12 protein-coding genes are annotated in these 15,156 nt (G+C 38.4%); 11 read left to right on the top strand and 1 reads right to left on the bottom strand.

Annotated elements, in window-relative coordinates; translation table 11 throughout:
• Positions 1-17: 17 nt before the first annotated feature.
• Positions 18-656 carry a helix-turn-helix transcriptional regulator gene (locus tag IGJ52_RS10145; RefSeq protein WP_016614361.1) on the bottom strand — a complete coding sequence of 213 codons (639 nt, stop codon included), beginning with the start codon at positions 654-656 and terminating at the stop codon, positions 18-20.
• A gap of 393 nt (positions 657-1,049) precedes the next feature.
• Here IGJ52_RS10145 and ssnA point away from each other — a divergent pair, with 393 nt between their 5' ends.
• The 11 genes from ssnA to IGJ52_RS10090 all read left to right on the top strand — a co-directional run bounded on the left by ssnA (position 1,050) and on the right by IGJ52_RS10090 (position 15,038).
• Positions 1,050-2,384: a putative aminohydrolase SsnA gene (gene ssnA / locus IGJ52_RS10140; RefSeq protein WP_438792071.1), complete on the top strand. Its 1,335-nt coding sequence runs from the start codon at positions 1,050-1,052 to the stop codon at positions 2,382-2,384.
• Positions 2,385-2,414: 30 nt separating this feature from the next.
• Positions 2,415-5,420: a putative selenate reductase subunit YgfK gene (gene ygfK, locus IGJ52_RS10135; RefSeq protein ID WP_438792070.1), complete on the top strand. Its 3,006-nt coding sequence runs from the start codon at positions 2,415-2,417 to the stop codon at positions 5,418-5,420.
• A 29-nt stretch (positions 5,421-5,449) separates the two neighbouring features.
• Positions 5,450-6,823, top strand: a complete 1,374-nt coding sequence (hydA, locus tag IGJ52_RS10130) for a dihydropyrimidinase (protein WP_002382662.1) — start codon at positions 5,450-5,452, stop codon at positions 6,821-6,823.
• Between the two features lie 23 nt (positions 6,824-6,846).
• Complete coding sequence (dpaL, locus tag IGJ52_RS10125; RefSeq protein WP_002356589.1) at positions 6,847-8,040, top strand: diaminopropionate ammonia-lyase; 1,194 nt, start codon at positions 6,847-6,849, stop codon at positions 8,038-8,040.
• Positions 8,031-9,356 (top strand): YgeY family selenium metabolism-linked hydrolase, encoded by a 1,326-nt coding sequence (locus IGJ52_RS10120; RefSeq protein ID WP_002362247.1) that lies wholly within the window; start codon positions 8,031-8,033, stop codon positions 9,354-9,356. The genes dpaL and IGJ52_RS10120 overlap by 10 nt, the downstream gene beginning before the upstream one ends.
• A gap of 38 nt (positions 9,357-9,394) precedes the next feature.
• Positions 9,395-10,588 (top strand): knotted carbamoyltransferase YgeW, encoded by a 1,194-nt coding sequence (ygeW, locus tag IGJ52_RS10115; RefSeq protein ID WP_002359643.1) that lies wholly within the window; start codon positions 9,395-9,397, stop codon positions 10,586-10,588.
• Between the two features lie 240 nt (positions 10,589-10,828).
• On the top strand, positions 10,829-11,773 hold the full coding sequence (gene arcC, locus IGJ52_RS10110) for a carbamate kinase (protein ID WP_002362589.1): 945 nt from the start codon (positions 10,829-10,831) through the stop codon (positions 11,771-11,773).
• 14 nt (positions 11,774-11,787) lie between these two features.
• Positions 11,788-12,168: a RidA family protein gene (locus tag IGJ52_RS10105; RefSeq protein ID WP_002419483.1), complete on the top strand. Its 381-nt coding sequence runs from the start codon at positions 11,788-11,790 to the stop codon at positions 12,166-12,168.
• 93 nt (positions 12,169-12,261) lie between these two features.
• Entirely contained in the window at positions 12,262-13,581 is a 1,320-nt protein-coding gene (locus tag IGJ52_RS10100) for a nucleobase:cation symporter-2 family protein (RefSeq protein WP_002356594.1), read from the top strand.
• Between the two features lie 93 nt (positions 13,582-13,674).
• The gene (locus IGJ52_RS10095; protein WP_002356595.1) at positions 13,675-14,034 is read left to right on the top strand and encodes a winged helix-turn-helix domain-containing protein; all 360 of its coding nucleotides are present in this window, start codon (positions 13,675-13,677) and stop codon (positions 14,032-14,034) included.
• The gene (locus IGJ52_RS10090; protein WP_002419484.1) at positions 14,031-15,038 is read left to right on the top strand and encodes an XdhC family protein; all 1,008 of its coding nucleotides are present in this window, start codon (positions 14,031-14,033) and stop codon (positions 15,036-15,038) included. The genes IGJ52_RS10095 and IGJ52_RS10090 overlap by 4 nt, the downstream gene beginning before the upstream one ends.
• Positions 15,039-15,156 lie beyond the last annotated feature (118 nt).

Raw genomic sequence — 15,156 nt, 5'->3', positions numbered from 1 at the left:
TCCATCGATTTCCATTTTTATTTCGCATCAATATAACTGTATAGCGTATATTTAGAAATATTGAAGAAGTTAGAAACTTTGTCCCCAGATTTAGTGACTAAGAAGGCGCCTTTATTGTTTAAAAATTGAATACACTTGATTTTATCGTCCTTCGTCATTAATGGGACCGGCTTACCAACTAATTTGACTGATTCATGAATTAAATCGTCTAACAACTCATTAACATCCTGAGGAATGTAATCAGGGTCTTTATCTTCTTCAGGTTCTGCAGTGGAAATCAAAGATTTTAAGTTCGACTCTGCAGCAATCAATGTAGTGATGTCGTAGTTAATAGCAAAAATACCATCGAGCTGACCATCCTCATCTTTAAAATACATTGTACTAGATTTTAAAATACGACCATCATGGGTGCGGGTCAGATAGTTAATATGATCATTCAACTCACTAGGGTCTTTTTTTAAGGCTTCTAAGACTACTTGAGAAGGTCCATCGCCCAGATGACGAGAAGAGACATGACCATTTTCAATGGAAACAATAGAATTGTTAATATTGTCTTCATTGATTTGGTGGATAACGACTTCGCAGTTTTCACCAAATTGACCAGCTAAACCTTTAGCAATTTGTGTTAAAAAAGTAAGTTTTTCGTCGGATAACATAAATAAGCTCCTTTCTAATGTGCCTGGCACAAACAGTTTTTATAAGATTGTGTCAAATTTAACATAATATTTTTAAATGGAATAGGCAGGGCTAAATCCTTTAATGTCGCGTACTACCTGTTCTGAAAAATAATGATAGCATGATAAAAATAATAATACAAGATAACGGCTGTCAAAATTCTAAAAAATATTTTTTAGGCAGCATTGTTTTTTTTAAGGTAAGGTGATATACTTTAATCAAGTTAATGAGTTCGTTAGTAAAAAATGCAAGCGCTTCAAATGCTTTTCGTAAGGAATGTAGATTAGCCAAGCTATATTCGTGAATGATTGAGCGATATATTTGTAAGCGTTTGCCGCTTGTGGGGAATAGGTTGAAAAATAGGAGGAGAATACATGTTATTAATTGGAAATGGGCGTTTAATCACTCGGGATGCGCAGAATCATTTTTTTGAAAATGGGTGTGTGGCGATTGATGGTCAAGTTGTGAAACAAGTCGGAACGACAGAAGATTTAAAACAAGCTTATCCAGAAGCGACATTTATTGATGCTAAAGGTGGAGTGATTATGCCAGGCTTTATTAACATGCACAATCATATTTATAGTACCTTTGCACGTGGGTTAAGTTTAACGAATTATCATCCTAAAAATTTCATGGATATTTTGGTAGATCAATGGTGGCGAATTGATCGTGCCTTGACATTAGAAGACACTTATCAAAGTGGTAAGGTTGCTTATTTAGATAGTATTCGCAACGGTGTTACAACTGTCTTTGATCATCATGCTAGTTACGGAGAAATTACAGGGAGTTTAACCCAATTATCTAATGCAGCGGACGAGTTAGGGATTCGGACCTGCCTTTGTTATGAAGTTTCTGATCGCGATGGTGAGCAGAAAATGCGGGAAGCAGTTCAAGAAAATGCCGCCTTTATTAAAGCCAGTTCCTTAAGAAAGGATGATATGCAAAAAGCGATGATGGGTATGCATGCAGCCTTTACTTTATCAGATGCTTCTTTAGAATTATGTGCAGCCAATACGCCAGATGGGATTGGTTATCATATTCATATTGCAGAGGATTTAGCCGATGTTCATGATTCTTTGAAAAAATATGGGAAGCCGATTGTGAACCGATTATTTGATTTAAGAATTTTAGGAAAACAGACAATGGCAGGCCATTGCATCCATATTGGCCCTCATGAGATGGAATTACTAAGAGAAACAGACACAATGGTGGTCACGAATCCAGAGTCGAATATGGGAAATGCGGTCGGCTGCCCACCTGCGATGCGTATGTTTAATGAGTATGGTATTTTGATGGGTCTTGGCACAGATGGTTATACGAATGATATGACGGAATCTTATAAGGTAGGAAATGTTATCCACAAGCATCATTTAGCTGATCCAAATGCTGCTTGGGCAGAAATTCCCACAATGCTGTTTGATAATAATCCGCAAATGGCTAATCGCTATTTTAAAACAAAGCTAGGCGTTTTAGAACCTGATGCAGCAGCAGACGTCATTATTGTTGATTATCATGGACCGACACCAATGACAAAAGAGAATTATAACATGCACATTTTATTCGGCATGAATGGTGGGATGGTTACTGACACGGTGATTAATGGAGAAATTCGGATGCGTAATCGTGAAGTTCAAGGAATTGATGAAGAGAAAGTTTGGCATGATGCGCAAACGCAAGCACAATCTTTCTGGAAACGAGTAAATCAATAGCTTTCATTATAAATAAAAGGAGTGACGTTAATGAGTGATATTATGCATCCCATCTCAATTGAGGCTTTATTAAATTGGATTTTTAGTGAGTATCAACAAGATGGCACAATTTTTGGCATTCGTAAATTTTATCATGCGGATCCTACAAAAACGATTTCGTTATTTGGAGAAAAAATGGAAACCCCTTGTGGTCCAGCAGCAGGTCCTCATACACAATTAGCACAAAATATTATTGCGGCCTATTTAACAGGTTCTCGTTTTTTTGAAGTTAAGACAGTCCAGATACTGGATGGAGAAGATTTACCGGTGAGTAAACCATGTATCGCAGCAGCGGATGAATGTTACAACGTTGAGTGGTCCACAGAATTGCGCGTTCCCCAAGCTTATGATGAATACGTCAAAGCATGGTTCGTTTTGAAGTTACTGAGTAAAGAGTTCGAGCTAGGTGACCCGAATGGTTTCATTTTTAACATGAGTGTTGGCTATGATTTGGCAGGGATTCAATCACCAAAAATTGATCGTTATATTAACGAAATGCAGAACGCAGAAGGAACGCCGATTTGGGCGGAATGCCAAGCAGCTGCCAAAAAATATCTATCTTATTTTAAAAAAGTAGATGACTTATATATCGAAGCAATTAGTCCTAAAGTCTGTCATTCTATTACGCTGTCGACTTTACACGGCTGTCCATCAGATGAAATTGAACGAATTGCGGCCTATTTATTAAGTGAAAAAGGGCTCCATTCCTTTATTAAATGTAATCCAACCATGTTAGGTTATGAATATGCGCGTCAAACGATGGATGAGCTAGGGTTTGATTATATGGTTTTTGACGATCACCATTTTAAAGAAGATTTACAATTTGAAGAAGCAGTACCGATGTTACAACGTCTGCAATTATTAGCCAATAGTAAAAATCTAAGCTTCGGAGTTAAAATTACGAACACTTTCCCAGTAACGATTGCGGCAAATGAATTACCTGGTGATGAAATGTACATGTCAGGACGTTCGCTATTTCCTCTTAGTATTTCATTGGCACAAAAATTATCAGAAGCATTTGATGGGAAACTACAAATTTCTTATTCTGGCGGTGCAGATATTTTCAATAGTAAAGAAATATTTGATGCTGGGATTTGGCCAATCACTATGGCAACGACGCTATTGAAACCTGGTGGCTATCAACGAATGAATCAAGTTGCTAATGTATTAAGCGCAGCAGAATATCCTCAGATGGTTCATGTCAACTTGGATAAATTAGCCCAAGTTGTTGAGAAATCTAAAACACAATCGCGTTACCAAAAATCAATTAAATTACCAGAAAGTACCAAACTAAGAAAAACAGTTCCGTTAACAGATTGTTATATTGCTCCTTGTCGAAGTGACGGTGGTTGTCCAATCAATCAGGATATTCCTGCTTACCTTCGTTATGTAAGTGAAGGCAATTATTTAAAGGCCTTGCAAGTAATTGTCGATAAAAATCCATTGCCTTTTATTACTGGAACCATTTGTGCACATCCTTGTATGACTAAATGTACACGTCAATTTTATGAAGAATCTATTCATATTCGGGAAGTGAAGTTAGAAGCAGCTGAACATGCTTATGATGAATTATTGACGACACTAGAAAAGCCACAGCCAAAAGAAAATGCACCTAAAACAGCTGTTGTGGGTGGAGGTCCTGCAGGGATCTCTGCTGGGTATTTATTAGCACGTGAAGGCATGCCTGTTACTGTGTTTGAAAAATCCGAGACAATTGGGGGGGTTTGTAGCCAGATTGTACCAGAATTTCGAATTTCTATGGAATCTGTTCAAAAAGACGTTCAGTTAGCGGAATTTATGGGAGTTGAATTCCGTACAGGACAAGAGGCGCCATCATTGGCAGAATTGAAAAACCAAGGCTATACGAATGTTATTTATGCCATTGGTGCATGGAAACATGGGGTCCTTCGTTTAGAATCTGGGCGAGCATTGAACTCGTTAGAATTTTTAAAAGCAAACCGAGAAAATCCAACGATTAATCCTTACGGAGAACAAATTGTCGTCGTTGGTGGCGGAAATACAGCCATGGACTGTGCTCGTGCAGCCACAACATTACCTGGTGTTAAAAAAGTCTCAGTGGTTTATCGTCGGAATAAACGCAATATGCCAGCAGATGAAGAAGAACTTTATTTAGCCTTAGAAGATGGTGTCGACTTTTTAGAATTACTTTCGCCAATTAAACATGAAAATCAACAATTAACTTGTGAAAAAATGGTCCTAGGTGAACGAGATGCTTCTGGACGCCGTCGTCCGATTGGTACAGGAGAAATGATTGATATTCCTGCTGATACAGTGATTGCCGCTGTTGGTGAAAAAGTAGATACAGAATTTTACCAAGCATTAGGCATTCACACAGACAACTATGGGAAAGTCGTTTCAAATCAAGAAACATTGGAAACAAATATACCAGGCGTCTATGTCATTGGTGACGCTAATTTAGGACCAGCCACAATTGTTGAAGCAATTGCTGATGCAACCAAAGCGGCCAATAATATTTGTCTTGTCCACAATCATCACTATGAAAAAGATAATTTAAATAGTGATGTCGCATTTGTTAGAAACAAACGGGGTATCCTTGTGACAGACGAGATGTCTTGTAGTCAAGCTAGTCGTTGCTTAGAATGCTCCACAATTTGTGAATCTTGTATGGATGTCTGTCCAAACCGAGCAAATATTGTTGTGTACGTCGAAGGAAAACCACAAATTGTCCATGTTGATCGGATGTGTAACGAATGTGGCAACTGTGAAACATTTTGCCCTTATGCAAGTGCCCCTTACAAAGACAAATTTACCTTATTTAACAGTGAATCTGATTTTTATGACAGTACTAATTCAGGTTTCTATGTTCAAAATCCTGTGGATAAAATTTGTTTACTGCGTTTATGGGGAACGGTGTCAACAATTCAATTAACGGATCAAGGATTAGATGTACCAGAAGATTTAATCGCATTAATGGTAACTATGATTGAAGAATATGCTTATTGTATGCAAGCATAAAAGGAAATTTACGACTGGGGGATAAATAGATGTCTATTCTGCTCAAAGGTGGAACCGTCGTATCTGCATATAATCGTCGTCAATTGGATATTCGAATTGACGGCGAGCAAATTGTAGAGATGGGGGCAAATTTACCAGTAGAAAATTCTCAGATTGAGGATGTTACGGGGTGTTATGTATTACCAGGCTTTATTGATGCGCACACGCATCTGGAATTAAATAATGGCAAAGGTTCGTTAAGTACGGCGGATAACTTTACTACTGGAAGCCAAGCGGCGGTGGCCAAAGGTACGACTACGGTTATTGATATGGCTACACCTAATAAAGGTGGCTCATTGAAAGACTGTTTAGCTACTTGGAATCAATTGGCTGAAGGCAAGAGTTCATGTGATTATACTTACCATATGTCCATGATCGAATGGAACCCAACGATAGCTGCTGAAATTCAGGAAATGATTGCTGCAGGTATTACTTCCTTCAAAATGTATATGGCTTATGATAACTTACGGACCACAGATGCGGAAATTTTTGAAGCGATGAAGGAAATAAAAAAAGTTAATGGAATGTTAGGCGTTCATTGTGAAAATGGTGATTTAGTAGATGAATTAATCCAATCATATGTTTCTCAAGGAAAGCTAACCCCGCACTATCATCCGTTATCAAGACCGGCGGCTGTTGAAGCAGAAGCGGTAGCAAGATATTTGATGATAGCGGAAATGGCTGATTTGCCGGTTAATATTGTGCATTTAAGCACAAAGCGATCGTTAGAAGCGGTGGAACGGGCTCGTCAAAGAGGACAATCAGTCTATGTAGAAACTTGCCCTCAATATCTTTTACTAGATGATCACTTGTATGATGCGCCTAATTTTGAAGCAGCAAAATATGTCTGCTCACCGCCACTACGCAAACGAGAGGATCAACAGGCTTTGTGGCAAGGGATTAAAGAGGGAGCAATCAATACAATATCGACAGATCACTGCAGTTTTAATTTTCACGGACAAAAAACAGTTGGCAAAGATGATTTTAGTAAAATTCCAAATGGGATGCCAGGTGTTGAAACGAGACCAGAATTAATTTATACGGAAGGTGTGGCGAAGGGCCGAATCACCTTGGAAAAAATGGTTGCTCTGCTTTCTGAAAATATTGCTAAACAATTCTCGATGTATCCACAAAAAGGTGTGGTGCAAGAAGGCAGTGATGCCGATTTAGTTGTTTGGGATCCTAGAACAACCGGCGTGATTGCTGCGAGAACGCAGTTACAAAATGTCGATTATACACCATATGAAGGATTTGAAACACAAGGACAGGCTCGAATGGTTTATTTAAGAGGTCAAAAAGTTGCTGAAGCTGGGCAAGTCATCTTGGCAAATCAAGGAAAATTTGTTTTTCGTAAAGCAACTTAAAAATAGAAGGAGGAGAAGTTTTTTTGGAAAAAATTAAATGGACAGCAAATGAAATGCCGAAGACGGAGGATAAGTACTTACCTCTGATGTCTAAAGAAAAAATTGAGAAAGCTTTGGCTTTTCACAAAAGTTTTCCACAGTATTCAGAAACACCATTAGCAGAATTGAATCATATGGCCGCGTATCTGGGGTTAAATGATTTCTTTGTTAAAGATGAATCTTATCGCTTTGGTTTAAATGCTTTTAAAGTCTTAGGTGGTTCGTTTGCCATGGCTAACTATATTGCCGAAAAATTAAAGAAAGATGTTTCGGAATTAACATATGATGAATTAACTTCTGATCAATTACGATCAGCTTTTGGACAAGCTACGTTTTTTACAGCAACTGATGGCAACCATGGACGAGGAGTCGCTTGGGCTGCGAATAAATTAGGTCAAAAATCAGTTGTACTCATGCCGAAGGGTTCAACACAGACGAGAAAAGAAAATATTGAAAAAGAAGGCGCAACCGTCACAATCGAAGAAGTTAATTACGATGAATGTGTGCGAATGGCTAATAAAATGGCCGAAGAAACTGAAAACGGTGTCATGGTTCAAGACACCGCTTGGGACGGATATGAAAAAATTCCGACTTGGATTATGCAAGGATACGGAACGATGGCGTTAGAAGCCTCTCAGCAATTAAGAAAATTTGGCTCTGAACGACCTAGTCATGTTTTTGTTCAAGCTGGTGTCGGCAGTTTAGCTGGTGCAGTGATTGGTTATTTTGCTAATGCTTTTCCAGAAAACCCACCGATTATGGTTGTAGTTGAGGCGCAGGCGGCTGACTGTTTATATCAATCAGCAATTAAAAAAGACGGAGAAATTCGCTTTGTCGATGGTGATTTACAGACAATTATGGCTGGCTTAGCATGTGGAGAACCTAATACGATTTCTTTTGATATTCTAAAAAATCATACATCCTTCTTTGTTTCAGCACCAGATTGGGTTTCTGAAAAAGGAATGCGTATGTTGGGCGCACCATTAAAAGGGGATCCGCAAGTTGTATCAGGCGAATCTGGGGCAGTAGCAATGGGCTTAGTAGCTACAGTGATGCAAGATCCCGACTATCAAGAATTACGTGAGGCATTGCAACTGGATGAGACGTCAAACGTTTTAATGTTTTCTACCGAAGGGGACACTGATCCAGACAATTATAAAAAAATTTTATGGAGGTAAAAGGAATGGATTTTAATGCAGTAAATGCAGCAGCAGAAGGTTACAGAGAAGATATGGTCAAATTTTTAAGAGACCTTGTCAAAATTCCAGGAGAAAGTGCAGAAGAAGGCAATAAAATTGCGCGAGCAAAAGCCGAAATGGAAAAATTAGGTTTCGATAAAATTGACATTGATCCTCAAGGGAATTTACTTGGTTATATGGGGTCTGGTGAAAAATTAATTGCTTTTGATGGGCACATGGATACTGTCGGAATTGGTGAAATGAGTAACTGGAAATTTGATCCTTACGATGGCTATGAAACAGAAACTGAGATCGGTGGTCGCGGTACGTCTGACCAAGAAGGCGGGATTGTTTCGGCTATTTATGGCGCTAAAATCATGAAAGATTTAGGTCTATTATCAGAAAAATATACTGCTTTAGTAACAGTCACTGTCCAAGAAGAAGACTGTGACGGCTTATGCTGGCAGTACATTATCAAAGAAGACGGTATCCGTCCAGAATTTGTTGTTTCAACAGAGCCAACAGATGGTGGGATTTATCGTGGTCAACGAGGCCGAATGGAAATTAAAGTTGACGTCAAAGGCGTTTCGTGTCATGGCTCAGCACCAGAACGTGGAGATAATGCCATTTACAAAATGGCGGATATCTTACAAGATGTTCGTGCCTTAAACAACAATGGAGATACAGAAAGCACAGCGATTCGTGGTTTAGTTCGTATGTTAGATCCTAAGTACAATCCAGAGTGGCAAGAAGCCCGTTTCTTAGGACGTGGTACGGTGACTGTTTCGCAAATTTTCCATTCTTCACCAAGTCGGTGTGCTGTTGCGGATGGCTGTACCGTTTCACTAGACCGTCGAATGACTGCTGGAGAAACTTGGGAAAGTTGTTTAGAAGAAATTCGCAATTTACCAGCTGTTAAAAAATATGGAGATGATGTGACGGTTTCAATGTACAACTATGATCGTCCTTCTTATACTGATTTAACTTATGAAATTGAATGTTATTTCCCAACGTGGGTCATTCCAGAAAATCATGATGTAACAAAAGCCTTGATGGAAACGCATAAAAATCTCTATGGAGAAACACGGAAAGGCTCTGTAGAAACAGTGGAAATGCGTGAAGAACGCCCATTGTTAGATAAGTGGACCTTCTCAACAAATGGCGTTTCAATTATGGGACGTAATGGCATTCCTTGTATTGGTTTCGGGCCAGGGGCGGAAGCACAAGCACATGCACCAAATGAAAAAACTTGGAAAGATGATTTGGTTCGTTGTGCAGCCGTTTATGCGGCATTACCAACGGTCTATTGTGGTTAAGTAAAGGATTATTAGATAAGCAAAAAGGAGCAGATGGAATGGAAACGTTTAAAGAATATATTGAGAAATTAGATAAATTAGAATTTGAAAAAATGTACGAAAATGACTTTTTCCTAACTTGGGAAAAAACAAGAGATGAATTAGAAGCTGTTTTTACAGTTGCCGATACATTACGCTATTTAAGAGAAAATAATATTTCAACTAAAATCTTTGATAGTGGCTTGGGGATTTCTTTATTCCGCGACAACTCTACAAGAACACGTTTTAGTTTCGCTTCAGCGTGTAATCTTTTGGGCTTAGAAGTTCAAGATTTAGACGAAGGAAAAAGCCAAATTTCTCACGGAGAAACTGTTCGTGAGACAGCAAACATGATTTCTTTTATGGCTGATATCATTGGTATTCGTGATGACATGTACATTGGTAAAGGCAATGCTTACATGCACGAAGTATCAGAATCTGTCCAAGAAGGATATAAAGATGGGGTATTAGAACAACGCCCAACGTTAGTGAATTTACAATGTGATATTGACCATCCGACGCAAGCAATGGCGGATGCGTTGCATTTAATTCATGAATTTGGTGGCATTGAAAACCTGAAAGGGAAAAAAGTTGCCATGACTTGGGCGTATTCACCATCTTATGGAAAACCATTATCTGTTCCTCAAGGAATTGTTGGTCTAATGACCCGTTTAGGAATGGATGTCGTCTTAGCACATCCAGAAGGTTATGAAATTATGCCAGAAGTAGAAGAAGTTGCGAAGAAAAATGCGGCAGAATTTGGTGGAAACTTTACTAAAACGAATAGTATGGCAGAAGCATTCAAAGATGCGGATGTTGTTTATCCGAAAAGCTGGGCACCTTTTGCGGCAATGGAAAAGCGAACTGAATTATATGGCAATGGTGACCAAGCAGGAATTGATCAATTAGAACAAGAATTACTTTCTCAAAATAAAAAGCACAAAGATTGGGAATGTACAGAAGAATTGATGAAAACAACGAAAGACGGCAAAGCTTTGTATATGCATTGTCTACCAGCTGATATTACTGGTGTAAGTTGTGAAGAAGGTGAAGTGGAAGCTTCTGTTTTCGATCGTTATCGGGTCGAACTTTACAAAGAAGCTAGCTACAAACCGTATGTTATTGCGGCTATGATTTTCTTAAGTAAAGTAAAAAATCCGCAAAAAACCTTAACAGACTTAGCGGATAAAGCGACACCAAGAGAAGTAAAATAATGAATTTGGCATGAAGACAGATGCTTTTTCTTTACACAATGAATCATTAGAAGTTGCCTCTTCAACATGAACAAATAAGACCTTCCCAAGTCTATTCATGAATGTGTGATTGTCTCGAGTCAAGAACGCTTAGTCATGTGCGTTGACTTCATGCAACGACAACAGACAGTTAATACGAAAACTCGTTGTGAAAAAGAAAAAGCATCGTCCTTTTTATAAAACAGAAAATGAGGTGAAGCAATGGGCAAACGCGTCGTAGTAGCTTTAGGTGGCAATGCTTTAGGAAATAATTTGACGGAGCAGATGACTGCTGTAAAACAGACTTCCAAAGCGATTGCAGATTTGATTGAAGCAGGATATGAAGTTATTTTATCTCATGGCAATGGTCCTCAAGTGGGGATGATTCAATTAGCTATGGAAGAATTTTCCTTTAATAATCCACAATATCCAGTTGTTCCGTTATCCATGTGCGTAGCCATGAGTCAAAGTTACATTGGCTATGATTTAGAGAATGCGCTACAAGAAGAGTTGCGTCAGCGAAATATAAGTAAAGCCGTCACCACCATAGTCACTCAAGTGGTCGTGGATGAAAATGATCCGGCGTTCAAAAAACCAACGAAACCAATTGGTCGCTTCATGACAAAAGAAGAAGCAGAACAATTAGTCAAAGAAAAAAATATACAAGTGATGGAAGATGCTGGCCGTGGTTATCGCCAAGTCGTCGCTTCTCCTAAACCAAAAAATATTGTCGAACTTCTCACGATTCAAACATTGGTTGATGCTGGCCAAACAGTCATTGCTGGCGGCGGTGGTGGCATCCCAGTCATTCAAGAAGGGAACCGACTAAAAGGTGTAAATGCAGTCATCGACAAAGATTTTTGTAGTGAACGACTGGCTGAACAAGTGGATGCTGATCTGCTCGTGATTTTAACAGCAGTTGAAAAAGTTTGTATTAATTTTGGTAAAGAAAATCAAGAAGCCTTAGGGAATGTTTCAACAGAAAAAATGAAACAATATGCGCAAGAAGGTCAGTTTGCTCCAGGTTCAATGTTACCAAAAGTTGAAGCAGCGATTAAGTTTGCTGAATCTAAGCCAGGTCGAAAAACATTGATTACGTTATTAGAAAAAGCCAAAGAAGGATTATCTGGAAAAACAGGGACTTTAATTGAAAATAAAGAATCATAGAATGGAGGAAAACGATGACAAACAAAATGATTAATTCTGCACAGGCACCAGCTGCTGTAGGACCTTATTCACATTCTGTCTTAGCTGAAAATACGTTGTACATTTCTGGACAACTAGGATTAGATCCGCAATCGGGCGAAATGAAGACTACAGTGGAAGAACAAGCAAAACAAGCGTTTATCAATTTAGGTTCGATTTTAAAAGAGGTCGAAATGACCTATGATAATGTTGTGAAAACAACGGTATTTTTACAACATATGTCTGATTTTAGCAAAATTAACGAAATCTATGGGAATTACTTTTCAGAAGTTTTGCCTGCACGTTCTTGTGTAGAAGTAGCCAAGTTGCCTAAAGATGGGTTATTTGAAATTGAAGCAGTTGCTGTCAAAGGATAATTTTTAAGATGTTTCTGAGGGAAAAAGGATTGCATTCTTTACTGATTAAGGGGAACAATCCTTTTAGAATAAAAAGAAGAAGGAAACGATCCTATGAATGAAAAAAAAGAGCAAGCATTATTTGAATATGATGCGAAACTATCAATTTCTGAAGCAATTCCGATGGGATTGCAACACGTTGTCGCAGCAGTAGTAGGGATTGTCACACCGGGAATCATGATTGCCAAAGTTTGCCAATTAAGTCCTAGTGATACGACTATTTTGATTCAAACATCATTGATTTTTTCAGCAGTTGCAACGTTAATTCAACTTTTCCCTATTTTTGGAAAAGTGGGTTCACGGTTACCAGTTATGATGGGGGCAAGTTTTGCCTATGTACCGATTTTGATGGCCATCGGAGCTGATTTTGGGATTGCAGCAATTTTTGGTTCCCAATTAGTTGGCAGTATTCTTGTTATTATTGTTGGTTTGTTCATTAAAAAAATCCGTGTGTTGTTTCCGCCTTTAGTAACAGGAACGGTTATTTTAAGCATTGGACTATCCTTGTTTCCAGTTGCGATTAAATATATGGCAGGAGGAGCTGGTAGTGCTGATTTTGGTTCAGCCCGGAATTGGTTAGTTGCATTATTAACCTTTGCGATTGTCTTTTACTTCAATTATTTTGCAAAAGGATTTTTGAAGTTATCCGCAATTTTAAACGGAATGGTTATTGGTTATTTGATTTCTTTAGCTTTAGGGATGGTTAGTTTTGAACCAGTTCAAAATGCTAAAATCGTTCAGGTAATTACCCCGTTTCATTTTGGACTGGATTTTCAACTGGTACCTATCTTTACGCTTGTAGTGATGTTTATTGTTGATGCTGTTCAAGCCATCGGTCAATTTACAGCAACAACGGTTGGGGCAATGGATCGGGATGCAACGGATGAAGAATTATCTGGCGGAATTATGGGGAGTGGTTTCACTAACTTTATTGGCAGTTTATTTGGATCAATCCCAGTGGCAACTTTTGGACAAAATGTTGGTCTGGTTACGGTAACAAAAGTGATTAATAAGTATGTTCTGGTTTTCGCTTCAGTTATATTATTAATTGCTGGTTTTGTTCCGAAAGTAGCTGCGTTATTAACTACGATTCCTTACGCAGTAATTGGTGGCGCAACGATTTCAGTTTTTGCTTCTATTTCTATGACAGGTATTCGGATGATTGCTTCGCAGGAAATGACTCCTCGAAATACTGGGGTTGTCGGAACAGCTCTAGCATTTGGAATTGGTGTCACATTGTCTACTGGAAGCTTAGCTGGTTTTCCAACTTGGGTAACAACGATTTTCGGTAATTCGGAAGTTATCTTAACCACTTTGGTAGCAGTCCTTTTAAATGTCATTTTAAAACCAAAAAAGCGCGTAGCACTTGAGTGAAGATTGCTTTTTTTGATACGAAAGTGAGTAAGCTTTCGTATCCTTTTTCCCTTACGTTATCTATAAAAAAATGAACGAATAAAGGAGGAGAAGATGTTTACGTATTCCCTAAACTTAAAATTAAAAACAGATCGGAACTTTTTTGGTCCTGGCGTTGTCGAAGTTTTACAAAAAATTCAGCAAACTGGTTCACTAAACTTAGCGGCAAAAGAGATGAAAATGTCTTATAATAAGGCATGGCGAATTGTGCGGGTAGCTGAAGAAGAGCTATCTTTTCCATTAATTATCAAAAGCGTTGGCGGTTGTAATGGTGGCGGGTCAATTGTTACGGATCAAGGAAAAGAGTTGATTGATCAATATCTTTTATTTGAGAAAAAAGTGTATCAACAGGTAGAGGCATGTTTTGAAGAAATCTTTAAAGAACAGGATGTAGTATCGGAGGAACTGAAATGAGAGAAGTATTTCAGCGTTTGAAACAGGCAATATTGGAAAAGCAAGACACGATGTTATTAACGATTGGTACAAGTTCAGGATCTACACCACGAAGTCAAGGGGCTAGAATGCTGGTTTCCGCCGAAGGTAGAATAGCCGGAACTGTTGGTGGTGGCGCGGTTGAATTTCAGGCTGAACAAGTGGCAAAAAAGCTACTTATTGAGAAAGAAAATGCACAACGTCAATTTATTTTAGCACCGAATAATATTGCTGATTTAGGTATGGTCTGTGGCGGAAATGTCACGATTTTTTTCCATTATCTTTCATGGGAAACGCCATTTTTAAAAGAGTTGTGTGAGTCCATAGAAACGCATTTTCAAAATAATCAACAAGGTTGGTTAATGACTGAACTAGATCAAAACAATTTAGGAAAAGTATCCTTTTATAGTGAAACAGGCGAATTGATTGGTTCCACTTCTTGGGAGGGGGAATTAAGTTTGCTACCTAAAGGTATCCATTGTGAGCAAAAAGAGGACATAATTTTTTTAACAGAAGCAATCCTCCAAGTAGGGAAAGTGTATATTTTTGGAAGTGGACATGTCGCACGCGCATTGGTACCTATTTTAAACTATTTATCGTTTTATTGCGTTGTAGTGGACGATCGTCCAGAATTTTTGACGGCACAAGCTTTTCCACAAGCTGAGGAACTACGGGTTATTCCTTTAGAAAATTTAGCTGCGTTTATTGAAATAACGGCGGATGATTATGGTATAGTAATTACCAGAGGACACAATTTTGATTTCATCGTTGCCAAACAGTTATTGGAAACACCAGCCAAATATATTGGTGTGATGGGGAGCAAACACAAAATTGCTTCACAAGTTCGACGGTTAAAAGAGGTCGGTTATACAATGAATGAAATTGAAAGAATTTTCATGCCAATTGGCTTAGACATTGCAGCCGAAACACCAGAAGAGTTAGCGATTAGCATCGCGGGAGAATTAATTCAACAGCGCTATCAATAATGAGGACCTTTAAGTTGAATAAAAAAGTTTTTTTTGCTAAAAAATAATTTTTAGAACAAAGATTTGTGGTATAATCTAGATGATTGAACACTAAACTATATCAGAAATCGAGGTGCAA

This window comes from Enterococcus sp. DIV1758 (assembly GCF_051711985.1).
In the GTDB taxonomy this organism is placed as follows: Bacteria; Bacillota; Bacilli; order Lactobacillales; family Enterococcaceae; genus Enterococcus; species Enterococcus faecalis.
The sequence above is the reverse complement of the archived record's forward strand: the minus strand, read 5'-3'. Positions and strand labels throughout refer to the sequence as shown.

Excerpts from the sequence above, each read along its gene's own strand:
- IGJ52_RS10145 (WP_016614361.1), bottom strand. The coding sequence starts at position 656 with ATGTTATCCGACGAAAAACTTACTTTTTTAACACAAATTGCTAAAGGT.
- ssnA (WP_438792071.1), top strand. The coding sequence starts at position 1,050 with ATGTTATTAATTGGAAATGGGCGTTTAATCACTCGGGATGCGCAGAAT.
- ygfK (WP_438792070.1), top strand. The coding sequence starts at position 2,415 with ATGAGTGATATTATGCATCCCATCTCAATTGAGGCTTTATTAAATTGG.
- hydA (WP_002382662.1), top strand. The coding sequence starts at position 5,450 with ATGTCTATTCTGCTCAAAGGTGGAACCGTCGTATCTGCATATAATCGT.
- IGJ52_RS10120 (WP_002362247.1), top strand. The coding sequence starts at position 8,031 with ATGGAGGTAAAAGGAATGGATTTTAATGCAGTAAATGCAGCAGCAGAA.
- ygeW (WP_002359643.1), top strand. The coding sequence starts at position 9,395 with ATGGAAACGTTTAAAGAATATATTGAGAAATTAGATAAATTAGAATTT.
- arcC (WP_002362589.1), top strand. The coding sequence starts at position 10,829 with ATGGGCAAACGCGTCGTAGTAGCTTTAGGTGGCAATGCTTTAGGAAAT.
- IGJ52_RS10105 (WP_002419483.1), top strand. The coding sequence starts at position 11,788 with ATGACAAACAAAATGATTAATTCTGCACAGGCACCAGCTGCTGTAGGA.
- IGJ52_RS10100 (WP_002356594.1), top strand. The coding sequence starts at position 12,262 with ATGAATGAAAAAAAAGAGCAAGCATTATTTGAATATGATGCGAAACTA.
- IGJ52_RS10095 (WP_002356595.1), top strand. The coding sequence starts at position 13,675 with ATGTTTACGTATTCCCTAAACTTAAAATTAAAAACAGATCGGAACTTT.
- IGJ52_RS10090 (WP_002419484.1), top strand. The coding sequence starts at position 14,031 with ATGAGAGAAGTATTTCAGCGTTTGAAACAGGCAATATTGGAAAAGCAA.